The sequence below is a fragment of the Gordonia sp. CNJ-863 genome (assembly GCF_001942325.1).
In the GTDB taxonomy this organism is placed as follows: Bacteria; Actinomycetota; Actinomycetes; order Mycobacteriales; family Mycobacteriaceae; genus Gordonia; species Gordonia alkanivorans.
Genome location: NZ_MKKG01000035.1, coordinates 1 through 21,710, shown reverse-complemented (window position 1 = coordinate 21,710; position 21,710 = coordinate 1). Strand labels below are relative to the sequence as shown.

At 67.1% G+C, this 21,710-nt stretch carries 15 protein-coding genes and 5 pseudogenes; 13 read left to right on the top strand and 7 right to left on the bottom strand.

Features of this window, described 5'->3' with window-relative positions:
* Nucleotides 1-167: 167 nt before the first annotated feature.
* Nucleotides 168-1,057 (bottom strand): annotated as a pseudogene (locus BJF87_RS17790) (LysR substrate-binding domain-containing protein).
* A 90-nt stretch (nucleotides 1,058-1,147) separates the two neighbouring features.
* Here BJF87_RS17790 and BJF87_RS17785 point away from each other — a divergent pair.
* The 4 genes from BJF87_RS17785 to BJF87_RS17770 are packed head-to-tail and all read left to right on the top strand — an operon-like array spanning nucleotide 1,148 to nucleotide 4,595.
* The gene (locus tag BJF87_RS17785; RefSeq protein WP_075863662.1) at nucleotides 1,148-2,383 is read left to right on the top strand and encodes an acetyl-CoA C-acetyltransferase; all 1,236 of its coding nucleotides are present in this window, start codon (nucleotides 1,148-1,150) and stop codon (nucleotides 2,381-2,383) included.
* Complete coding sequence (pcaD, locus tag BJF87_RS17780; protein WP_075863661.1) at nucleotides 2,380-3,153, top strand: 3-oxoadipate enol-lactonase; 774 nt, start codon at nucleotides 2,380-2,382, stop codon at nucleotides 3,151-3,153. The genes BJF87_RS17785 and pcaD overlap by 4 nt, the downstream gene beginning before the upstream one ends.
* On the top strand, nucleotides 3,150-3,932 hold the full coding sequence (locus BJF87_RS17775) for a CoA transferase subunit A (RefSeq protein WP_075863660.1): 783 nt from the start codon (nucleotides 3,150-3,152) through the stop codon (nucleotides 3,930-3,932). Before pcaD ends, BJF87_RS17775 begins: the two co-directional genes overlap by 4 nt.
* A gap of 9 nt (nucleotides 3,933-3,941) precedes the next feature.
* Nucleotides 3,942-4,595, top strand: coding sequence for a 3-oxoacid CoA-transferase subunit B (locus BJF87_RS17770; protein WP_075863659.1), 654 nt, complete (start codon nucleotides 3,942-3,944; stop codon nucleotides 4,593-4,595).
* Nucleotides 4,596-4,650: 55 nt separating this feature from the next.
* On the opposite strand, the gene BJF87_RS17765 is transcribed toward BJF87_RS17770, so the two are convergent.
* Genes BJF87_RS17765 through benA form a run of 4 tightly spaced genes read right to left on the bottom strand, consistent with a single transcriptional unit; the run spans nucleotide 4,651 to nucleotide 12,192 of the window.
* Nucleotides 4,651-7,335 (bottom strand): LuxR family transcriptional regulator, encoded by a 2,685-nt coding sequence (locus tag BJF87_RS17765; RefSeq protein WP_075863658.1) that lies wholly within the window; start codon nucleotides 7,333-7,335, stop codon nucleotides 4,651-4,653.
* 43 nt (nucleotides 7,336-7,378) lie between these two features.
* The gene (benC, locus tag BJF87_RS17760; protein ID WP_006358139.1) at nucleotides 7,379-10,192 is read right to left on the bottom strand and encodes a benzoate 1,2-dioxygenase electron transfer component BenC; all 2,814 of its coding nucleotides are present in this window, start codon (nucleotides 10,190-10,192) and stop codon (nucleotides 7,379-7,381) included.
* A 54-nt stretch (nucleotides 10,193-10,246) separates the two neighbouring features.
* Nucleotides 10,247-10,786, bottom strand: a complete 540-nt coding sequence (benB, locus tag BJF87_RS17755) for a benzoate 1,2-dioxygenase small subunit (RefSeq protein ID WP_006358138.1) — start codon at nucleotides 10,784-10,786, stop codon at nucleotides 10,247-10,249.
* A gap of 11 nt (nucleotides 10,787-10,797) precedes the next feature.
* Entirely contained in the window at nucleotides 10,798-12,192 is a 1,395-nt protein-coding gene (benA, locus tag BJF87_RS17750) for a benzoate 1,2-dioxygenase large subunit (RefSeq protein WP_075863657.1), read from the bottom strand.
* A gap of 227 nt (nucleotides 12,193-12,419) precedes the next feature.
* Here benA and BJF87_RS17745 point away from each other — a divergent pair, with 227 nt between their 5' ends.
* The 4 genes from BJF87_RS17745 (at nucleotide 12,420) to catC (ending at nucleotide 15,678) form a co-directional block, all read left to right on the top strand.
* Nucleotides 12,420-13,367: a LysR family transcriptional regulator gene (locus tag BJF87_RS17745; protein ID WP_006358136.1), complete on the top strand. Its 948-nt coding sequence runs from the start codon at nucleotides 12,420-12,422 to the stop codon at nucleotides 13,365-13,367.
* Nucleotides 13,364-14,467, top strand: coding sequence for a mandelate racemase/muconate lactonizing enzyme family protein (locus BJF87_RS17740; protein WP_006358135.1), 1,104 nt, complete (start codon nucleotides 13,364-13,366; stop codon nucleotides 14,465-14,467). Before BJF87_RS17745 ends, BJF87_RS17740 begins: the two co-directional genes overlap by 4 nt.
* A gap of 63 nt (nucleotides 14,468-14,530) precedes the next feature.
* On the top strand, nucleotides 14,531-15,397 hold the full coding sequence (gene catA / locus BJF87_RS17735) for a catechol 1,2-dioxygenase (RefSeq protein WP_006358134.1): 867 nt from the start codon (nucleotides 14,531-14,533) through the stop codon (nucleotides 15,395-15,397).
* On the top strand, nucleotides 15,397-15,678 hold the full coding sequence (catC, locus tag BJF87_RS17730; RefSeq protein ID WP_006358133.1) for a muconolactone Delta-isomerase: 282 nt from the start codon (nucleotides 15,397-15,399) through the stop codon (nucleotides 15,676-15,678). Before catA ends, catC begins: the two co-directional genes overlap by 1 nt.
* Nucleotides 15,679-15,744: 66 nt before the next feature.
* Here catC and BJF87_RS17725 read toward each other — a convergent pair whose 3' ends face one another.
* Both BJF87_RS17725 and BJF87_RS17720 read right to left on the bottom strand, forming a co-directional pair.
* Complete coding sequence (locus BJF87_RS17725) at nucleotides 15,745-16,620, bottom strand: alpha/beta fold hydrolase (RefSeq protein WP_006358132.1); 876 nt, start codon at nucleotides 16,618-16,620, stop codon at nucleotides 15,745-15,747.
* A gap of 21 nt (nucleotides 16,621-16,641) precedes the next feature.
* The gene (locus BJF87_RS17720) at nucleotides 16,642-17,817 is read right to left on the bottom strand and encodes a metallophosphoesterase (protein WP_042378483.1); all 1,176 of its coding nucleotides are present in this window, start codon (nucleotides 17,815-17,817) and stop codon (nucleotides 16,642-16,644) included.
* A gap of 116 nt (nucleotides 17,818-17,933) precedes the next feature.
* Here BJF87_RS17720 and BJF87_RS17715 point away from each other — a divergent pair.
* From BJF87_RS17715 to BJF87_RS17695, 5 genes and pseudogenes are all read left to right on the top strand, one after another.
* Nucleotides 17,934-18,517, top strand: a pseudogene (locus BJF87_RS17715) (sulfurtransferase); the annotation flags it as partial.
* Nucleotides 18,429-18,653: pseudogene (locus BJF87_RS17710) on the top strand (IS3 family transposase); the annotation flags it as partial. The pseudogenes BJF87_RS17715 and BJF87_RS17710, both read left to right, overlap by 89 nt.
* Nucleotides 18,654-18,712: 59 nt before the next feature.
* A pseudogene (locus BJF87_RS17705) lies at nucleotides 18,713-19,915 on the top strand (NAD(P)/FAD-dependent oxidoreductase).
* A gap of 134 nt (nucleotides 19,916-20,049) precedes the next feature.
* Nucleotides 20,050-21,117, top strand: a complete 1,068-nt coding sequence (locus BJF87_RS17700) for a BtrH N-terminal domain-containing protein (RefSeq protein ID WP_006358127.1) — start codon at nucleotides 20,050-20,052, stop codon at nucleotides 21,115-21,117.
* A 77-nt stretch (nucleotides 21,118-21,194) separates the two neighbouring features.
* A pseudogene (locus tag BJF87_RS17695) lies at nucleotides 21,195-21,419 on the top strand (ATP-binding protein); the annotation flags it as partial.
* Nucleotides 21,420-21,710 lie beyond the last annotated feature (291 nt).

Below are 21,710 nucleotides of genomic sequence, written 5' to 3'. Positions count from 1 at the left end.
ATATACCTGGCCCACCCGCAACGCTTCCGCCGCCCACCCCGGGCCCCGGAGATCCCGACCATCGTCGGGATCAACCACCGAAGAACAACCAACCAAGTCCTGTCTCAGACAGGTTGAGAAATTCCGCGCGCTGGTGGGTTTGCCGAAAAAGGGTGGGTTTGCCGCGTTCAGGAGAGCGTGCGCAACACCGCCACCGCCCGTTCGATGAGCGGGGTTCGACGAGCCGCCGCGTAGGCGGCCGCCAGAGCCACCTGGTCGATCGGTGCGGACAGGGGCCGGTAGGCGACGCCGGCCACGCCGAGCGCCGAGGTCGGTTCGGGCACGATCGCCACTCCGAGTCCGGCCGCGACCAGAGTCACGAGCGTCGACGTCTCCTCGACCTCGTGTCGGATGCGCGGCACGAAACCCGCGCGCTCGGACGCGGCCGCCAGCACCCCGGCGAGCACCGACCGCCCCCCGCCGACGTGTGAGATGAAGTCCTCGCCGCGGAGCCGGCCGATCTCCACCGCCTCGTCCTCGGGGGTGTCGGCGAGCGGATGATCGGCGGGCAGAGCGACGATCAGCCGGTCCCGTCGGATCGATTCGACGTGGAGGCCCGGGGTCTCCACCGGCATGCGCAACAGGGCGAGGTCGATGTCGCCCGACGCCAGAGCCGCCAGCTGTTCCGATGCCAGCATCTCGCCCCGGACGCTCACGTCCACGTCGGGCAACACCTCACGCAGCGCGCGCACGAACTGGGGGAGCAGGGAGTAGGTCGCCGAACCTACGCAGCCGATCGCGAGATTGCCCTGCCGGCCGTCGGCGATGCGCTGCGCGCGACGGGCGGCGGCGTCGACCGAGTCGAGGATCGCCTCGACCTGACGCAGATAGTCCTGCCTGCGGCGGTCAGCTCGACGCGCCGTGTGGAACGGACGAGCAGGGCCACGCCGAGTTCGTCCTCGAGCTGTTTGATCTGCTGGGAGAGCGGCGGCTGGGCGATGTGCAGCCGCTGTGCCGCCCGACCGAAGTGCAACTCCTCGGCGACCGCGCGGAAGTAGCGCAGGTGGCGTAGCTCCATGTGCTCATCGTACCGATTGATATTCCTGAGATATCAAAAACCGGCAAATGGATACTTCTCCATATAGCCGCAGGTCTCTACGCTGGACGCATGGCAACTTCGAGTACCCCGGACACCGACATCGTCATCTGTTCACCCCTGCGCACCCCGGTGGGTCGTATGGGTGGCGCACTGTCGTCCGTGCCGGTCACGCGCCTCGCCACCGATCTGCTCAAGGAGCTGACCGCGCGGACCGGGCTCGGCGAGGGCGACATCGACGACGTCATCCTGGGCCAGGGGTACGCGAGCGGGGAATCCCCTGCGCTCGGCCGGATCGCCGCACTCGACGCGGGGCTGGGTGTCGGTGTCCCGGGTATGCAGATCGACCGCCGATGCGGATCGGGCCTGCAGGCAGTGCTCACGGCGGCGTCGTCGGTGGCGACCGGCGGTGCGCGACTCGTGGTCGCCGGTGGAGCCGAGTCGATGTCGAACGTCGAGCACTACGCGCTCGGGCTCCGTTCCGGGATCAAGCAGGGCGGCGTCGAGCTGATGGATCGCCTCGACCGAGGTCGACTCACCGCCGGCGGTGAATCCCATCCGGTACCCGGCGGGATGATCGAGACCGCCGAGAATCTCCGCTCGGAGTACGGGATCTCCCGCGCCGATCAGGACGAGTACGCCGCCCGGTCGCATCACCGTGCCGTCGCGGCTCACGAGGCGGGCCGGTTCGACGACGAACTCGTCCCGGTCACCATCCCCGGCCGCCGGGGGAAACCCGACACCGTCGTCGATCGGGATGAGCATCCGCGTGCCGATGCCACCGCGGACTCGCTCGGCAAGCTGCGTCCCATCCGTCTCAAGGTCGACGCGGACGCCACGGTCACCGCGGGCAACGCGTCCGGACAGAACGACGGCGCCGCCATGTGCGTGGTGACCACCCGTGCGGAAGCGGCCCGTCGTGGACTGGAACCCCTTCTCGCCCTGCGTTCCTGGGCCGGGACCGGCTGCCAACCCGAGACGATGGGCGTCGGTCCGGTGAGCGCGACGGCAGCCGCCCTCGACCGTGCCGGCCTCACCCTCGACGAGATCGACCTGATCGAACTCAACGAGGCGTTCGCCGCACAGGTACTGGCCTGCCTCGACGAATGGAAGATCGACCCCGGTGACGAACGACTGAACCCCAACGGTTCCGGGATCTCCCTGGGCCATCCGATCGGCGCGACCGGCGGCCGCATCCTCGCCACCGCCGCCTACGAGGCCCGCCGTCGAGAGGCTCGCTACGTCCTCGAGACCATGTGCATCGGTGGCGGACAGGGCCTCGCCGCGATCTTCGAGGCGACCCGATGAGCGCCCCGGTGCAGGTGCACGCCGTCGTCTCCGGACGCACCGACGGTCCCGCGGTGGTCTTGTCGAACTCGCTCGGGTCCACGCATTGCATGTGGGATGCGCAGCTGGCCGCCCTCGAGGCACGGTTCCGCGTCGTCCGCTACGACACCCGCGGTCACGGTGAGTCCCCGGTTCCGCAGGGGCCGTACACGATCGACGATCTAGCCGACGACGTCATCGCCCTGCTCGACCGTCTCGACATCGAGCGCGCGCATCTCGTGGGTCTCTCCCTCGGCGGCATGACCATGATGCGGGTCGCCGCGCGCAATCCCGAACGGGTCGACCGGGTGTCGTTGTTCTGCACCGGGGCTCAGCTCCCGCCGCGGGAGGCCTGGCTCGACCGGGCCGCCATGGTGCGTGACCAGGGAACCGGTGCCGTCGCCGAATCCGTTGTGCAGCGGTGGTTCACACCCGAGTACCTGAGTACCTACGGCAGTTCACGAAAGTTCCACGAGGACATGGTGGCCGCGACCCCGGCCGAGGGGTATGCCTCGTGCTGCGAGGTCATCGCCGAGATGGATCTCCGCGGCGACCTGCCGTCGATCACCGCGCCGGTGCTCGCGATCGCAGGTGCCGACGACCCCGCGACGCCGCCGGCCAAACTCGAGGAGATCGCGGACAACGTGCAGAACGGCCGCCTCCTCGTCGTGCCCGACGCCGCCCACCTGGCGAACGCCCAGCAGCCCGACATCATCAACCCCGCCCTGATCGAACACCTGGAGCAGCAATGAGTTACGACAAAGTGGTCGCCTCGGCAGCCGATGCCGTCGCCGACATTCCCGACGGTGCAAGCCTCGCGGTGGGCGGCTTCGGCCTCGCCGGCATCCCCGGCTTTCTCATCGACGCCCTCCTCGCGCAGGGCGCGAAGAACCTGACCATCGTCTCCAACAACTGCGGTGTCGACGGCGCGGGTCTCGGTCTGCTTCTCGAGAACCGCCGTATCGACAAGGTGATCGCCTCCTACATCGGCGAGAACAAGGAGTTCGGGCGCCAGTTCCTCTCCGGTGAGGTCACCGTCGAACTCACCCCGCAGGGCACCCTCGCCGAGCGGATGCGCGCCGGCGGCAGCGGAATCGGCGCCTTCTTCACCCCCACCGGTGTCGGCACCCTCGTCGAAGAGGGCGGACTGCCGTGGCGCTACAACGCCGACGGCACCGTCGCCGAGGCCTCCCCGCCCAAGGAGGTCCGCACCTTCAACGGCAAGCCGATGGTGCTCGAGGAAGCGATCGTCACCGACTATGCACTGGTGCGCGCCGCCGTCGTGGACAGGGCCGGAAACTGCAGATTCCACGCCGCGGCACGCAATTTCAATCCGCCGGCCGCGATGTCGGGCCGCACGACGATCGTCGAGGCGGAAAAGGTCGTGGAGGTCGGCGAACTCGGGCCCGACGAGATCCATCTCGCCGGCATCTTCGTCCAGCGCGTTCTCGAACTGACCCCGGAACAGGCCTTGCGCAAGGGAATCGAGAAGCGCACCATCCGCGAGCGCCCGACCGCCGCAACCGTATAGGAGACCGCCATGACCTGGAACCGGAACGAGATGGCCGCCCGTGCGGCAAAGGAACTCACCCGCGGCGACTACGTCAACCTGGGGATCGGCCTGCCGACCCTGATCCCCGACCACATGCCCGATGATTCGGGAATCTTCCTGCACGCCGAGAACGGCATCCTCGGCGTCGGTCCTTTCCCCTACGACGACGAGGTCGACCCCGACCTGATCAACGCCGGCAAGCAGACCGTGTCGGTCCTGCCCGGTGCGTCCTACTTCGACTCCGCCACCAGCTTCGCGATGATCCGCGGCGGGCACGTCGACGTGGCCGTCCTCGGCGGGATGCAGGTCGCGATGAACGGTGACCTCGCCAACTGGATGGTGCCCGGCGCACTCGTGAAGGGCATCGGCGGCGCCATGGACCTGGTCAACGGCGCCGGCAAGGTGATCGTCCTGATGGAACACGTCACCAAGAAGGGCGAGGCGAAGCTCCTCGAGCACTGCGCCCTGCCCCTGACCGGTCGCAGCGTGGTCAGTCGCGTCATCACCGATCTGGGCGTGTTCGATGTCGCCGGAACGGGTTTCGAGGTCGTCGAACTGGCGCCCGGCGTCGACTTCGAGGAGGTCGTCGAGAAGACCGGTGCCCCGGTCACCGATCGCACCGCGGTGCACGCCGCGGTCTGAGGCAGGTACGCAGCGGTCGACCGAACCTGCGATCGAGGTCGGAGATGGCGGTCTCTCAACGGCGCGAGGCCGCCAGCTCCGACCGTGACCGCAGTCCGAGCTTCGCGTAGATCCGGGTCAGGTGGTACTGCACGGTCTTGGGCGAGATGAACAGTTCGGCAGCCACCTCACGGTTGGAGAGCCCACGCGCCACGAGCGTGGTCACCGCCTCCTCCTGCGGGGTGAGCTCGGCGACGTCTTTCGCGGCGTGGGCATTCTCGACGCGTGAGACCGCCAGGCCGCCGGCCTTCAACTCGCGGTCGCAGCGCTCCACGTAGGTCGTCGCGCCCAGCGAGACGTACAGATCGCGGGCGGTCCCGATGACGGCGTCGGCGGCGCGTCGTTTGCCTGCCCGTCGCAACGTCTGGCCGTACGCGAGATTGACCCGCGCCTGGTCGTAGCGGAGCCCGAGGCCGTCGAGGAGTTGGATGCCATCCTCGAAAGTTCGACGCGCACCGTGTATGTCGCCGGTGGCACCGAGGAACCGTCCGCGCGCGTACTTCATCCGGGCGGCCGACGAGCGGTGCCCGCGTTCCTCCGACCGTTTCTCGTAGTCCCGGAGCAGGTCGTCGGCCGCGTCGTATTGACCCTCCAGGACAAGGGCATTCCCCAGTACGTCCACCCAGGGCCACAGGCCGGGTTCGGACAGCGCGGGGACGCTCTCGGACATTGTTCTCAGCGGTGCGAGGATGCGCCGGACCTTTCCGTAATCCGCCGCGGCCTCGGCGAGCTGAGCACGTGCCAGCATGTCCGGGATGCGCATGATCTCGTAATCGCCCGCAGAGGTGGTGTTCTCGGCGACACTGCGGTGAGCTGCCTCCCAGTTGCCCCGCAGCGAATGGATCTGGCTCGCCGTCCAGTTCAGCAGCGGCGTCGTCAGCGCGATGCCACTGGAACGTGCCAGCCCATGGCCGGCTTCCACGTTGCGCATGGCCTCGTCCCAGTCGCCGGTGAGGAACTGCACCCGTGCCAGCCAGGCCACCGCCCACATCGAGATCCGCGTGGAACCGCCCAACTGTGCCATCGACACGGCGGTCTCGAGATTGGTTCGGGCGGCGTCGATCTCGTCGAGTCCCAGCTGCAACCACCCGCGACCCATGATCGCGCGCTGCGCCTGCGCGCCGTACCGGATCTGTTCGGAGACCGAATCGTACTCGGCGCGGGCGGCGTCGGGATGCCCCGACCACGCCAATCCGAGCCCACGGATGACCGCGGCCTCCACGCGGGCCGCCGACCCGCTCCCGGCCATCGTGATCGCCCGATCGGCCCAGGTCACCAACTCGGCGCCCTGGCACCGTACGAGGTTGTGCAGCACGTGGCGCTGGGCGATCAGGGCGGCCACGTCGGGTTCACGATCGACGTTGACGATGTCCCAGGCGCGGTCGAGGCGCAGCTGCGCTTCCGCCGAGCGTCCCCGCAGGATGGCCAGGTACGCCAGCGTCGCATTGCGCAGCGGTGTCTCGCGCAAGCTCTCCACCGTCGGGACCAAGGCGCCGGCACCGGTGCAATCGCCCGCGGCGAGAAGCGAATCGACCGCGAGGGTCACTCGGGTGTCGCGCTCGAGCGGATCGGGCGTGAGCCGGCCCGACTGGCGGTAGAGACCGGCGGCCTCCGCCCATGCGCCGTCGGCACCGCGCATGCGGGCGAGATCGGCCAGGTCGTCGGCGAGACCGGCATCGGCGGTCGGGGTGGCGGCCACCCGGTGATGGAGCCGGCGCGCCGGATCGACGACCACGTCGGCCGCCCGTCGGTGCGCAGCGCCCACGGCCTTCATCCCCAGGACCTCGAGGATCGCGGCGCGCACCAGGGGGGTGACGATCCGGGGCTGCACCTCGGCGGGCGTCAGCGCTCCGTCGGAGGTGACCAGTCCGGTGCGTCGCGCGTCGTCGATCGCCGCCAGCGGGTCCTCGACGCCGGCGAGGGCCAGGGCGGTCGAGAGTGGTTCGGCGACATCGAGTATCGCGAGCGCCTCGATGAGCGCGCCGGCGGGCGTGCCAGACTCCGGGAGTCGCTCGCGCACCGCACGGACGACGTGTGCGGGGGCCGGGAGTTGGGCGTCACTGCGTGCCCAGGTCCCGGCCGGTACCTCGTCGAGCAGGGCCACGATGTCTCGTGGATTGCCCGACGTGTGCCGGGTCAGTTCCGCCCGCATCGCGGGATGGAGCACGATGCCGCGCTGTCCGGCGAGATCCGCGGTGCCCTGTGCATCGACCCCCTCGAGTCGCAGCTCGTCGAAGGCCTGTCCGGCGAGGCGGGTACCGGGCCGAGCTGTCGTCACGACGACGAGGATGCGACGTGTCCGGTGCTCCCGGATCAGCGTCACCAACGCTTGGAGCGACTCTTCGTCGGCGAGGTCGGCGTCGTCGACGGCCACGAGCACCGGGACATCCGACGCCGTCGCCTCGAGTAGGGCGTCCACGAGATCGCCGGCGCGATCCGGCTCGACCTGCTGGTCCTGGAGAAGTTGACGGATCAGCGAACCCGGAGTGGCGGCCTGCCAGGGCGAGACCCGTGCCCACAACGTGGTGCCGGCGTCCGGGGACGCCAGGTGGTACTGGACGAGGTGGGTGAGGAGGGTCGACTTGCCGCAACCCGGATTCCCGGAGATGGCGATCAGTTCCGCCCCGGATACGGTGCGGAGCCGCGTCGACAACACGTCGATCTCGCGGTCCCGCCCGACACATGCGGCAGTGACCATCATCGCTCCATGGTAGGTAACCGTGGACGCCGGTGGCCTCGGGTTCCTATCCCTGGTCGCCGCCCGCGACCGGCAGGACCGTGCCGGTGATGTACGACGCCTCGTCCGACGCCAGGAAGCAGATCGCCGCGGCCTGCTCGTCGAGCGTCCCGTATCGGTTCATCAGGGACGACGCCTTGGTCTGATCGATGTGGGCCTGATACCACCGCGCCTCGGTCTCGTTCCGCGGCTCGGGGGTGCCGCGGGAGATCCGGCGGGGCGGGGCCTCGGTGCCACCGGGCGCAGCGGCCACCACGCGGACACCGGCGTCAGCGTATTCCATCGCCAGCGACGCGGTCATCGCGTTGACGGCGCCCTTGGCGGCCGAGTAGGGGATGCGATGGATTCCGCGGGTCGCGGCGGAGGAGACGTTGACGATCACCCCGCCGCCGTTGTCGATCATCGACGGCAGAACAGCTCGGCACGAGTACAGCGTGGTCATCAGGGACCGGTCGATCTCCGCCCGGATCTGTGCGTCGGTGAACTCGGTGAACGGTTTGAAGTTGATCGCCCCGCCGACGTTGTTGATCAGCACGTCGACCCGGCCGTAGGAGGCGATGGCCCGGCGGACCACCGACTCGGCGCCGTCGTAGGACTCCAGGTCCGCGATCGCCGACACCGCCCCGGGACCGGTCGACTCGAGGTCACGCGCGACCTCCTCGACGAGGTCCGACCGGTCGGCCAGGACGACCGTTCCGTCTTCGGCGCTGATCCGGCGCGCGGCCTGTTCACCGATTCCCTGTGCGGCGCCGGTGATCACCACGACCTTGCCGGCGAAGCGGCCGGGGGTGACGAAACGCGGGCGGCGCGAGGCCATCTCGTCGGCCATCGCACGACGCATCGTCTGCTTGGACCGTTCGGCATGAGCGGCGATCAGCTCCCGGGCGGCGTCGTGGTCGCCGGATTCGAAGGCCGACACGATGTCGAGATGGTCCTGTGCGCACAGCGGGTGGCACCACGTCGCGTTGCGCAGCACCTCGGTCATCCGGCCCTTCACCCCGAGGGCCTTGTAGGCCTCGAGCAGGTGGTCGTTGCCCGTGAGCGTGAACAGGTAGTCGTGGAAGGCGGCGTTGGTCTCGGTGTACTGGGCGGCATCGACGAACCGGTCCCCGTCGACGTAGGGCACGGTGGCATCGGCGAGCAACCGGTAGCCGGTCAGCTGCTTGGTGTTCAGGCGGCCGAAGGTCAGTTCCAGCGCGCCCAGTTCGAGCGCGGCACGCGCCTCGAACAGGGCGTCCGACTCGTGGATGGCCGGGTGTTCCTCGCCGATCTGATAACCCTGCGAACCGACCACGGTCGGAGCGGTGACGGGTTCGGCGGAATCGGTGTCGTCGTGCGGGGTTCCGGTGACCGGCGCGGGAGTGGGATCGGAAGCGTGTAGCTGGGTGAGGTCCGACGCCGCGAACATCTCCTGCCCGGCGATCGTGCGCACGGTCCCGGTCGCGTCCGACACCGTCGGCCGGATCGCGCCGTCATCGGGATCGAGGTCCGGGCCGCCGATCCCGCCGCGCCACATCTGTTGTCCGGCAACGCGTACGAGCGAGTCGTCGTCGGGGGTGCCGGATTGGGGTCCCGGCCGGCTGTCGAGTTCGGCAGCCGGCAGCGTCAGCTGTCCCGCGACCGCGCGGGCGTCGGATGCGAATAGGAGCTCTTCCACCGCCGCACGACCAGTCGCCGCCGCCACGACGACCGGAGCGGACTCGTCGGTCTCGGCCCCGACGACCTCGTCCTCCGCGGCGGCCGTAGGCTTGGCGGCCAGCGCGAACTTCTCGTAGTAGAAGCCGGTCGGTTCGATCCCGGCCTGCGCGACGTGCTTGCGCACGGCCTCGACCATGGGCGGCGGACCGCAGAGGTAGATCGCGACGTCGCCGTCGTAGAGATGAGCCGGTTCGATCAGGCTCATCACATAACCCTTGTTGGTCGCCGAGCTGGCCGGGTCCGAGACACAGTGGTCCCAGGTGAAGCCCGGCATCTTGTCGGCGAAGTACTCGATCTCGTCGGTCGCGACCAGGTCGGTGTCGGTGGAGACACCGTAGATCAGGTGTACCTTCCGACGGCTGTTGTCGGCGTGCAGCTTTCGCAGCATCGACAGGATCGGGGCCAGGCCGGTGCCGCCGGCCAGCAACAGCACCGGGCGGGTGGCCTCGCGAAGGAAGAACGAACCGTGCGGCCCGGTGAAGCTGATCTCCTCGCCCCGGTTGGCGCGGTCGGTCAGATACGTCGACATCGCCCCGCCCGGGGTGAGCTTGATCAGGAAGACCAGTTGGTCCTCGTGTGGCCCGTTGGCGAAGGAGTACGACCGCCGGATGGGATTCCCATCGCCGTCATCGCTACCCGGAACCTCGATGTTCACGTACTGGCCGGGAAGGAACGCCAACTGTCCGCGGTTCTCGATCCGGATCTCCAGGCGCATCGTCGACTCCGAGAGACGATCGAGCCCGACGACGGTGCCGGTGAACCTCGAGGCCTGTGTCTTCGCGACGTCCGAGGTGGCCGCGATCTGCAGCACCAGATCGGATTTCGGCTTCATGCAGCACGGCAGCGCAAAACCCTGTGCCGATTCGTCGTCGGAGAGCGCATCCTCGATGTAGGTGCCGCCGTCGTAGTCGCCGGACTCGCAGAACGCCTTACATGTTCCGCAGGCGCCGTCGCGACAGTCGAGCGGGATGTTGATGCGCTGCCGGTAGGAGGCGTCGGCGACGGTCTGATCCTCGCGGCAGGTGACGAATCGGGTGACCCCGTCCTCGAAGGACAGCGCCACCTGATGGGTGTTCGCGGTGCCGGCGGCGGCGCCGGCCTCTGCATCGGTGGTGACAGTCATGGACGGGATCCTCTTGATCGGCGTTTGGGGTGGTCGGGGCTGGTGAGGTGAAGGTCAGAAGTGGTACACGTCCACCACGTGGTGGATGTAGTCGTTCTTCAGCACGATCGTCTTGCGCCGGATCATCGGGCGTTCACCGGAGAAGTCGATGGTGTAGAACGAGGTCCCGTAGTACGGGTCGACCGTGTTGTACCGGAAATACATCGTGTGCCAATTGAATCGGACGTCGACGAGGTCGCCGCGCCGTTCGATCACCTCGACGTTGCTGATGTTGTGGCTGGTGCGCGGTTCGGGAAGTGAGGTCGCCGAGGACCTCTCGGTACGAATCCGGAACACCCGGTCCTCGAGGCCGCCCTTGTTGCCGTAGTAGATGAGCGAGATCTCGCGCTGCGGGTCCTCGGTCAGGCGATCGTTGTCGTCCCAGGCGGGCATCCAGTACACGACGTCGTCGGCATAACAGTCGAGCCACTTCTCGAACTCGCGGTCGTCGAGATAGCGCGCCTCGCGATAGAGGAACTGCTCGATCATGTTCTGCGTGATCAGTTTCCCGCCGGCGTCCGTCCCTGTTGCGGCGGTGTTCTCGGTGGTCGTCATCCCGTTCCCCTTCAGTGCTTCTCGGCTGCTGTGGTCGCGGATTCCTCTTCGGCGGCCACCGCAGCGCGCATCGTCTCGAGCCAGTAACTGTGCTGGACGGGGTAGAGGCCCTCGTCCTCGTTCTTGACTCCGGCGGAGATGACGCCGGTCATGCCCAGCGACTCGGCGACCTCGTCCGGTCCGGTCAGCCAGTGCTGCGCTCCTCGGCTCATGTCGTTCCACGGAGCAGCCTGCGCGCGGAAGGTGAGTTGGCAGGAGCGGAACTCCTCGAGATCGTCGGGGGTGGCCATGCCCGACGCGTTGAAGAAGTCCTCGTACTGGCGGATACGGTGCGCGCGTGCGGAGTCGCCGCTCTCACCCTTGGGGGCGATGCAGTAGATGGTGACCTCGGTCTTGTCCGGCGCGATCGGCCGGAAGTGACGGATCTGGGTCGAGAACTGGTCCATCAGATAGACGTTCGGGTACAGGCACAGGTTGCGCGAACCCTTCACCATGAACTCGCCCTTGGCATCGCCGTGGGTCTTCTTGAGGTCGTCCATCTTGTCCCAGAGCGGCCGATCCTGCGGATTGGCCGCCCAGGTCCACAGGCAGAGATGGCCATTGGGGTACGACCAGTAACCGCCACCGGACTTGCCCCATCCGCCGGCATCGAGTGCCCTGGTGTCGTTCTTGGACTCGCCGGTGCCGCGCCGCGAGGTGGTGGCGGCGTAGTTCCAGTGGGTCGCGGTGACGTGGTAGCCGTCGGCGCCGTTCTCCGCCTGGACCTTCCAGTTCCCGTCGTAGGTGTAGGTGGACGAACCGCGCAGCACCTCGAGGCCGTCCGGCGACTGGTCCACCAGCATGTCGATGACCAGGCGGGTGTCGCCGAGATGATCGTCGAGCGATTGCACGTCGTCGTTCAGGCTCCCGAACAGGAAGCCGCGGTAGCTGTCGAAGCGTGCGACCTTGGTGAGGTTGTGTGAGCCGTTGACGTCGAAGGTGTCGGGGTAGCCCGCGCCCTCGGGGTCCTTGACCTTCAGCAGGGTGCCGTCGTTGCGGAAGGTCCATCCGTGGAACGGGCAGGTGAGGGTCATCCGGTTGTCGGTCTTGCGGCGGCAGATCATCGCCCCGCGGTGGGCGCAGGCGTTGATGAGGCAGTGCAGCTCGCCGCTCTTGTCCCGGGTGATGACCACGGGTTGCCGGCCGATGTAGGTGGTGAAGTAGTCGCCGGGGTTGGGCACCTGACTCTCGTGGGCCAGGTAGATCCAGTTGCCCTCGAAGATGTGCTTCATCTCCAGCTCGAAGATGTCCTCGTCGGTGAAGATCCGACGGTTGGCGCGATAGACGCCGGCCTCGCGGTCGTCGACGACCGCGTCGCCGAGGACAGAGTTCACGTGGTGAAGATGTTCCGTTACGGACGCGGTCATGTGCTGTACCTCCAGATTTTGGCTGCTCGTTGCACTGTCGCACCCACGTGGTGCCGATCACACTAGGGCAATGGCCAGTCCTGACCAAGCATCCGATTGATAAACAGCTGCGATCAATGCGGTCTGCAAATGTCTTTGTCTTGTATGTATTCGACCTTTACCGTGTAATGCGTGGTCGCGGTCACACTTGATGACCGGCGACGGGGTTCTACGAGAAAAGACGAGTCATGGAGCTGAGGCACCTGCGCTACTTCGCAGCCGTCGCCGAGACCTGCCACTTCGGGCAGGCCGCGGCGACTCTGCACGTGGCCCAGCCGGCTCTGTCCTACGCCATCCGTCAGCTCGAGGCGGAACTCGACGTCACGCTGTTCGTGCGCACCACGCGCCAGGTGTCTCTGACCCCTGCGGGCGCATATCTCAAGGAGCAGGCCGAGCGCGTCCTGGCCGGCGTCGACGATGCCGTCGACGGGGTTCGGCGGATAGCGGCGGGGCGGAGCGGCCTGGTGCGTCTCGGTCTCACCGGAATCGCCGCGTTCTCTCATCTGCCCCGTATCGCTCGCATCGTCAAGCGTGAACTACCGGACGTCGACCTCGACATCCGAGCCGACATGCTGACACCGGGGCAGTGCAACGCTCTGCGCGCCGGTGCGATCGATCTCGGCATCCTCCGTCCGCCGGCGACCGGGGAAGACATCGAGTCCCGGGTGATCGACGTCGAACAGCTGGTGCTCGCCGCCTCGATCGATCACCGGCTCGCCATCGAGCCCGTGGTGTCGGTGGCGGACCTTCGAAGTGAGTCGTTCGTGATGTACGACAGCCGGGACTCGGCGGTCAATGACGCGGTGGTGAAGGCTTGTCGCGCAGCCGGATTCGTTCCCCGGCGGGCGTATCAGGCATCCGGTACCCCGGTGTTGCTCGCGCTGGTGGCCGCCGGACTCGGGGTTGCCGTCCTGCCGGCCTCCGTACGAGCCCTCCCGCTGGACGGGCTCGTCGTCCGCGACCTCGCCGACGCCGACACCGTGGAGGTCGCACTGGCCTGGAAAACCGGTGTCGAGAACCCGGTGGTCGGCGCGGTCGCCGATGTCATCGCATCCGCTTTCGCAACCGGTTCGGCCGACGCCGACCCGCGCGACCTCGACGCTCAGCTCAGTGCCCAGTTTGGAGATGAAAGATGAAGATCACCCGAGTGGACGCGATTCCATTCGCGATCCCGTACGTGAAACCGCTGAGGTTCGCCTCGGGCGAGGTGCACGTGGCCAATCACGTGCTGGTCCGTGTACACACCGACACCGGCGTGGTCGGCGTCGCGGAAGCGCCGCCTCGGCCGTTCACCTACGGAGAGACCCAGGACGGCATCATCACCGTCGTCAACACGATCTTCGCCCCGGCGATCGTCGGACTCACGCTGCTCGAACGTGAGGTGGTCGCCGCCCGGCTGGCGCGGACGATCGGCAACCCGGCTGCCAAATCAGCTGTCGACATGGCGATCTGGGATGCGTTGGGCAAGACCCTGGGGCTTCCCGTGGGCGACATGCTCGGCGGGTTCACCGACCGGTTGCGCGTCAGCCACATGCTCGGTTTCGCCGAGCCCGCGAAGATGGTCGCCGAGGCCGAGAAGATGGTCGAGACCTACGGCATCCGAACCTTCAAGGTGAAGGTCGGCAGGCACCCGGTGGGCCTCGACACCGCCGTGGTCCGGGCATTGCGCGAACGGTTCGGCGCCGAGATCGAGCTCTACGTCGACGGCAACCGCGGCTGGACCGCCGCGGAGTCGGCCCGAGCCATGAAGGAGATGTCCGACCTCGACCTGCTGTTCGCCGAAGAACTCTGCGACGCAGCCGATGTGATGGGCCGACGCTGGCTCGTGGAGCAACTCGACGTCCCGTTCATCGCCGACGAGTCGGTGCCCACGTCGGCCGACGTCACCCGGGAGATCCTCGGACGCTCCGCCACCGCGATCAGCATCAAGACCGCGCGGACCGGCTTCACCACCTCGCGCCGGACCCACCACCTCGCCGAGGGGCTCGGCATCCCGGTGGTCATGGGCAACCAGGTCGACGGTCAGGTCGGCACAGCGTGCGCGCTCGCCTTCGGCAGTGCCTTCGAACTGACCTCGCGCTACGCGGGCGAGCTGTCGAACTTCCTCGACATGAGCGACGACCTGCTGACCGAGCCCCTGCAGATCCGAGACGGCCACCTGTGTCGGTCCACGGCTCCGGGTATCGGCTTCGAGATCGACCCGGACAAACTCGAACGCTACCGAACCGACAACTGAAAACCCCGTCACCACAGATCGTTTCGTGGCAGCCCCACGAGCAAGAGTACAAGGAGAACCGACATGACCACCACCGAGCACCCGAACGAGGTCGCGACCGCTGCTGCCTCCGGCGCATCCGCCACCGAGCGTTTCCACGCCGACAAGTCGCCCTTCGAGGCAGTCAAGGACACCCCGCCGGAGCGCGTGGCCACGCTGATCAACGAGGTCCTCGCGGGGGTTCACGAGACCATCCGCAAGCACAAGGTCACCTACGACGAGTACAACGCCCTCAAGGCGTGGCTCATCAACGTCGGCGAGGACGGCGAATGGCCGCTGTTCCTCGACGTCTGGGTCGAGCACGTCGTCGAGGACGTCGCTACCGAGCACCGGGAGGGCAACAAGGGCAGCATCGAGGGTCCCTACTACGTCCCGAACGCCCCCGAGCAGGGCTCCAAGGGAGCAGTGCCGATGCGTGAGGACGAGAAGGGCGATCCGCTGTTGTGGAACGGCCAGGTCCGCTCGTGCGACGGCACCCCGCTCGCCGGCGCCAAGGTCGAGCTGTGGCACGCCGACGACGACGGTTTCTACTCGCAGTTCGCTCCCGGCATCCCGGAGTGGAACCTGCGCGCCACCTTCACCACCGACGACCAGGGCAACTTCGAGATCACCACGATTCGCCCGGCGCCGTACATGATCCCGACGGACGGCTCGTGCGGAAAGATGATCTCGGCGGCCGGTTGGCACCCGTGGCGTCCCGCCCACCTGCACCTCAAGGTGTCGGCGCCCGGCCACGAGCAGCTCACCGCGCAGCTGTACTTCCCCGGCGATGCCCACAACGACGACGACGTCGCCAGCGCGGTGAAGCCCGAGCTGATCCTCGATCCCCAGGACGACGGCAAGGGCGGCTACACGGTCGCTTACGACTTCGTCCTCGATCCGGAGAAGTGATGCTGTTCCACGTTCGGATGGACGTCAACATCCCCGACGATCTCGACCCGGACGTACGGGCAGACACCGTCGTCCGGGAGAAGGCGTACTCCCAGGATCTGCAGCGTTCCGGCAAGTGGCCGCACATCTGGCGCATCGTCGGTGAGTACTCGAACTACTCGATCTTCGACGTCGAGTCCAACGACGAGCTGCACATGCTCCTGTCGGGTCTCCCGTTGTTCCCGTACATGGACATCAAGGTGACACCGCTCGCGACGCACCCGTCGGACGTCAACGCCTGACGCAGACGCAAACCGCCCGCGACGGTCGTCGCGGGCGGTGTCGCGCCTCGTTCACGGGTTTGCGACTCACCTGCCGGTCAGCGTGGACAGCATCGCAGCCCAGTGCCGAAACGGGACAAGATGTCCTTCACCGGGGTACACGGAAAGCTCGGCATCCGGGAGTCGACCTGCGAGCCACTCTCCGACGGCGGGGATTGCCGTCGTATCGTCAGCGCCGTACCAGAGGTGAACTGGTGCGGAAACCTCGGAGAGACGAAAGTCCCAGGGGCCGACGAACGCGACGTTGTCCCACGCGATCGAATCGGGACCCTGCTTCATCGCCTCGGCGAAGGATTCGAAGAGCGCCCGACGGACCGGGGCCTCGGTGATGACCGCCGGATCGCTGGCGCCCCACATCCATTCGACCCAGGGCGCATCGGGATCGGTTCGCACGGACACCATTGCGTCGAGTAGTTCCCGGTTTCCGTCCAGGAAGATCTGGGCGGCACGTCCGGGGTCTCCCGGGAGATGGGAAAGTGCCTGGATGTCGTTGTCGTTGAGTTGCTCACGTACGCTTGGTATTTCGAGGGCGGGCCCGGGGCAGCCGGACAAACCGACACGTCGTACCCGAGCGGGTAGCGCTGCCGCTGTGGCCAGCGCGAACGGACCGCCGCCCGACCAGCCGAATACCGCGAACCGGTCCAGGTCAAGATGATCCGCCAGCGCCTCGGCATCTCGGGCGACGGCCGAGAGGCCGATGGGTGCCGGATCGGACAACCCGTATCCGGGACGATCGAAACTGACGACCCGGACGCCCCGCTGCCGGGACATCTCGTCGCCGAATGTGAGTTCGAGGCGGGAGCCCGGCGTTCCGTGGAAGTGGACGATCGTCGGTGCGCTCGCCTCACCCACTGTCCGTGCACGTACGCCTCGCCCGCCGACATCCACCGTGAACTCGGTCATCGTGCGAGCGTACGCGCAACGTCACGGTGTCGCCCGTAGCGTGAACATGGTGATCTCCGGCGGCGCGAGAACTCGCACCGGCGGATCCCACGCGCCGGCACCGCGGGTCGTGTACAGCACGGTGTTCCCGATCCGATCCAGGCCGAGGACCGAAGGCTGTTGCAACGGAACGAGATAGCGGATCGGCCACATCTGCCCACCGTGGGTGTGGCCGGAGAACTGGAGCTCGACGCCGAGGTCGGAGGCCTCGACGGCCTGCTTGGGCTGATGGGCGAGGAGCAGGACGAAGTCGTCGGGCGACGAACCCTCTAGCGCTGCAGTGAGATCCGGCTCGTACGGGTCCGGTGCGGTGGCATCGTGCACGCCGGCGAGCTGGATGGTCGCGCCGTCGACGGTCAGCGGGACCCGCGAGTTCCGCAGCGTCCGTATGCCGTATTCCTCCCACACGTCGAGCCATCTGCCGCCGTCGTCGGAGTAGTACTCGTGGTTTCCGCTGACGCCGAACACCCCGAGCGGTGCGCGGAGATCGGCGAGCGGTTCCAGGGTGTCGCGGACGTAGGGGATCGTGCCGTCGGTGAGGTCTCCGACCAGCAACACCAGATCGGGGTTCTGCGCGTTGATCTCGTCGACGACGCGCCGGGTGAACGAGGCATCGCGCGCGGGCCCGACGTGGAGGTCGGAGACCACGGCGATGCGGAGTCCGTCGAACTGCGGTGGCAGGCCGTCGAATGTCGCGCTGACCTCGGTCACCTGTGGCCGGGACGCCTCGAAGACGCCATACCCGGTGACCCCGAGCGCCACGACTACCACGGCCGCTGTCGCGATCCGCATGCGGTGCAGTCTGCGCGCGGCCGCGTCGGTCGTCTCGTCTGTCCCGGTCCGGCGTCGTCGAATCCGGCGAATGATGTTCGCCCCGAACGAGATCAGTCCGATGATCGCCAGGCCGAGGAACAGGTAGAAGACCATGCCGATCCAGATGAGGCCCACCGAGCCGATCGGCCGCGCCCACGACGGGTCCAGCGATCGGCCACTGGCGAACCCGATGACCGCCAGTGCCCACATCACGGTGAGCGCGACGTCGGCGACGCCCGACCACGGTCGGGGGAGTGCGGTGGCGCGGACGATCCGGCGGTGCAGCCAGAAGGTGATCAGACCGAAGAAGACCGCCGGAACCAGCACGGCCAGGAACAGCGCCACCAAAGGCCCCCTGTGAATCGCGGAGAGTCGTCCGCAGGTGCGGACCGCCTCATTCTCGCATCGCGGCCGACAGGCCTTCGCCGGGGTGTGGAGCGAGCGTCGATAGGCTGACCGACATGAGCGATGTACTCGTCACCCCGCTCGACCTGGCCGAGATGCTGCTCGGGACGCCGCCGGTGGTCCTCGACGTACGGTGGCAACTCGGCGACTTCGACGGTCGCGAGGCCTACCGGGACGGCCACATCCCCGGCGCGGTGTACGCCGACCTCGACACCGAACTCGCCGCACCACCGTCCGGAGCCGTCGGGGGCCGACACCCCATCCCCGCGATCGAGGACCTCCAGGCCGCCGCGCGGAGCTGGGGGATCACCGACGGCGTCCCGGTCGTGTCTACGACGACTCGGGCAACCTGGCCGCGGCCCGTGCATGGTGGTTGCTGCGCTGGGCCGGGCTCGCCGACGTGCGACTGCTCGACGGTGGTCTCGCCGCCTGGACCGCCGAGGGCCTGCGCACGACGACCGGCGACGGCGGACGGCCCCGCGCCGGAAAGGTCACGCTGACCGGCGGGAACCTCCCGCTCGCCACGATCGACGACGTCGCATCCGGTACCGCGAGGGGGAGCCTGCGGCGACAACGCGGCGATGGAGAGTTTCTTCGCGCTTCTGCAACGCAACGTCCTCGACCGCCAGCGCTGGGACACCCGTGAACAGCTGAGGATCGCGATCGTAACCTGGATCGAACGGACCTACCACCGCCGGCGCCGCCAATCCCGCCTGGGCCGGTTGACGCCAGTCGAGTTCGAAGCAATGATCAACACCGCCGCTACCGCGGCATGACACCCCAACAGTCACCTATCCGTGCAGCAGGCCCTCCGCCTCACCCCGAAATCGAGAACATGACAATGCAGCGAACCATTATCGTCGGGGCTAGCCACGCCGGCGCCCAGCTCGCGGCCAGCCTGCGCCAGGAAAAGTGGAGCGACGAGATCGTCCTCATTGGAGACGAGTCGGCCCTGCCCTACCATCGCCCTCCGCTGTCGAAGGCCTACCTCGCGGACCGCAGCACCCTCGCCGACCTCGCGATCCGCAGCCCCGACTTCTACGCCAAGCAGCGCATCCATCTCCTCAATGCAACAGTAGAGAAGGTTGACCGCGCGGCTGGTCATGTGATCCTACATAACGGCGACGCCCTACCCTACGACAAGCTCGCGCTGTGCACCGGTGCCCGCCCTCGACGACTTCTCACCCCGGGAGCCGACCTGGCCGGGGTCTATTACCTACGCACTGCGGCCGACTGTCGCCAGGATCCGGGTGGCCGCCAGCCCCGGTTGTCACGCCGTGATCGTCGGGGGTGGCTACATCGGTCTCGAGACGGCGGCCTCGTTGCGAGCGCTGGGTCTGGAGGTCACCGTGCTCGAAGCGACCGGCCGCGTCCTCGAGCGTGTCACCGCGCCCGAGGTGTCGGCGTTCTTCGACCGGATCCATCGGGAAAAGGCGTCAACATCAGAACGGACGCGCTGGTGGAGGCCCTGTCCGGCGTCGGCAGGGTCCGGGAGGTGGCCCTGGCCGATGGTGAATCAATTCCTGCCGACCTTGTCATCGTCGGCATCGGTATTGAGCCGAACACCGATTTGGCCGCCGCCGCAGGTCTGGCCGTGGACAACGGCATCGTTATCGATGACCAAGCACGCACTAGCGCCCCCGATATCGTGGCCGCCGGTGACTGCGCCATTCACAACATGGCCCGATACGGCCGCCGCATACGCCTAGAGTCCGTGCCGAGCGCGGGCGAACAGGCCAAGGTAGCCGCTGCGACAATTTGCGGCAAACAGAGGAAAATTGCCGCGCTTCCATGGTTCTGGTCGGATCAATACCACCACAAACTCCAGATTGCCGGTCTTAATTCGGGGTATGACGAAACCGTCCTGCGCGGCGATCCGACCCGTGACGGCGACTTCACCTGCTTCTACCTGCGCGCCGGCGAACTCCTCGCCGCCGACTGCATCAACCGCCCGCGGGACTTCATGTTCAGCAAACGGGCCATCGCCCAGAAACTCCCCACCGACCGAACCAAACTGAGCTCACCAGTAGCGGTATGACCCTGTACTCGCTGATTCGCGAGCACGATGAGAAGGTAATAACGGCGAGCATCAACGAAACCTTCAGCGTCGTACGCCGTCAAATACCTGCCAGCCCAACCAAACCCTGATCGACTGAGCCGTGAGGAGTACGGATGCGACGCCCAACCGTGATCGAGGACTACCCACACCGGATGGGGGGACACTGTGGTTCGGGCGCAATGCGCGATCTTCTGCACTGGCACGGTTTGGGATGGGATGGCCCACCCGATGAAGGCCTGGTGTTTGCCCTCGGTGGCGCTCTGGGACTGTCCTACCTCCGATCGAACGACCTCGTCCCACCGCTCTACCTGGTAGGACGAGGCGCCGACTTCGAGATCGATCTACCCCGCCGCCTCGGTGCACAGGTCCAAATCCTTACCACCGACGATCCCGAGGAAGGATGGTCGTGGATCCGCGACGAGATCGACGCAGGCAGGCCTAGCCTCGTTTGGGGCGACATCGCTGAGCTGCCATACCTGCGGGTCCAATTACAGATGAGTCGACACGACATCGTGATTATCGGCTACGACGAGGCCAAAGAGATCGCCTACGTCGTAGACAATGACCGCGCCGAGGTGCAACAGGTCTCACTCGAGGCGCTGGCCCGCGCGCGATCCTCGACATCATTTCCACAACCGACACGACACTGCACGTACCGCATCGCGTGGTCAAAAGAACTGCCAGACCTAGCGCAGGTGGCCGCGGAAGCGTTTCGCCAGTCCGCCGCCAGTATGCGACACCCGTCACAGCCAGGAATCGTCGACCTGACGGCACAGGCCGCAGGGGACGAAGGCCTCGCGGCGGCCGCTCAACTTGCAGCCGACATTCCGACCTGGACCGACCTCCCCGTAGACCAGCTCGAGATATTCCTGTTCAGCCTGAGCGCCTTCATCGAAAAAGCAGGAACCGGCGGAGGACTGTTCCGCCGGTTGCTCGCCGACGGATGCGCCGACATCGCACGATTAACAGGAGATCCCGCCACAGCAGATCTCGCCGTGGCCGCCGACCGTTGTGCACAGGCATGGACCGACACCGCTCGTGCGGGGGTCCAACGCGACATCGACGCGCACGCTCGCGCGGAAACAGTGGCCATGTCGGCCGGCCGTATGCCAGAGCTCGAACTGAACCTAGTCGAGTCCCTTGAGTCCGCTTCGAGCTCGCTGAGTGCAATAGCACGCTGACCTCAGTACTATTCCGCACACACCCCGGTGCGTATGGCCCTGGACTATTCTGCCCGAGCACATTGCGCACACGCGGATCCGATAATCTCTACGACCTGGTCTCCGACCGGGCAATCGCCGGCAAACCGCTGATCCTGACCAGCAACAGAGCGCCCAAAGACTGGTACCCCCTGTTTCCCAATCCGGTCGTCGCCGAATCACTGCTCGACCGGCTCATCAACACCAGCCACCAGATCCTTATGGACGGCCCGTCCTACCGCCCCCGTAAACGACCCGGACCGCCCGCCAAGAAGACCACCTGACCCCGACCGACCTGCTCAGCTACGCTGGCCCCAAGCACGCTCGAGCATGGGGAATTACCTGACGGAGACCCCTGAGGAATTACGTGACCGTCGACAAATAACGAACTCGGAGCAGACCTGCGAGCCCCGCAGAGCCACTGCCGCACATAGGGACGGGCCGGACGCGTCATCGAGGGTCAACAGGGCCGGTGTTCCGTCGTGCCGGCTGGTCAATTCGGGCAGAAGTATCCAAACCGCGAATGGGGTACTGCAAGTACCTGGTACTGTGCGAACACCCATCGCGGAGGGCTG

Excerpts from the sequence above, each read along its gene's own strand:
- BJF87_RS17785 (WP_075863662.1), top strand. The coding sequence starts at position 1,148 with ATGGCAACTTCGAGTACCCCGGACACCGACATCGTCATCTGTTCACCC.
- pcaD (WP_075863661.1), top strand. The coding sequence starts at position 2,380 with ATGAGCGCCCCGGTGCAGGTGCACGCCGTCGTCTCCGGACGCACCGAC.
- BJF87_RS17775 (WP_075863660.1), top strand. The coding sequence starts at position 3,150 with ATGAGTTACGACAAAGTGGTCGCCTCGGCAGCCGATGCCGTCGCCGAC.
- BJF87_RS17770 (WP_075863659.1), top strand. The coding sequence starts at position 3,942 with ATGACCTGGAACCGGAACGAGATGGCCGCCCGTGCGGCAAAGGAACTC.
- BJF87_RS17765 (WP_075863658.1), bottom strand. The coding sequence starts at position 7,335 with ATGATGGTCACTGCCGCATGTGTCGGGCGGGACCGCGAGATCGACGTG.
- benC (WP_006358139.1), bottom strand. The coding sequence starts at position 10,192 with ATGACTGTCACCACCGATGCAGAGGCCGGCGCCGCCGCCGGCACCGCG.
- benB (WP_006358138.1), bottom strand. The coding sequence starts at position 10,786 with ATGACGACCACCGAGAACACCGCCGCAACAGGGACGGACGCCGGCGGG.
- benA (WP_075863657.1), bottom strand. The coding sequence starts at position 12,192 with ATGACCGCGTCCGTAACGGAACATCTTCACCACGTGAACTCTGTCCTC.
- BJF87_RS17745 (WP_006358136.1), top strand. The coding sequence starts at position 12,420 with ATGGAGCTGAGGCACCTGCGCTACTTCGCAGCCGTCGCCGAGACCTGC.
- BJF87_RS17740 (WP_006358135.1), top strand. The coding sequence starts at position 13,364 with ATGAAGATCACCCGAGTGGACGCGATTCCATTCGCGATCCCGTACGTG.
- catA (WP_006358134.1), top strand. The coding sequence starts at position 14,531 with ATGACCACCACCGAGCACCCGAACGAGGTCGCGACCGCTGCTGCCTCC.
- catC (WP_006358133.1), top strand. The coding sequence starts at position 15,397 with ATGCTGTTCCACGTTCGGATGGACGTCAACATCCCCGACGATCTCGAC.
- BJF87_RS17725 (WP_006358132.1), bottom strand. The coding sequence starts at position 16,620 with ATGACCGAGTTCACGGTGGATGTCGGCGGGCGAGGCGTACGTGCACGG.
- BJF87_RS17700 (WP_006358127.1), top strand. The coding sequence starts at position 20,050 with ATGCGACGCCCAACCGTGATCGAGGACTACCCACACCGGATGGGGGGA.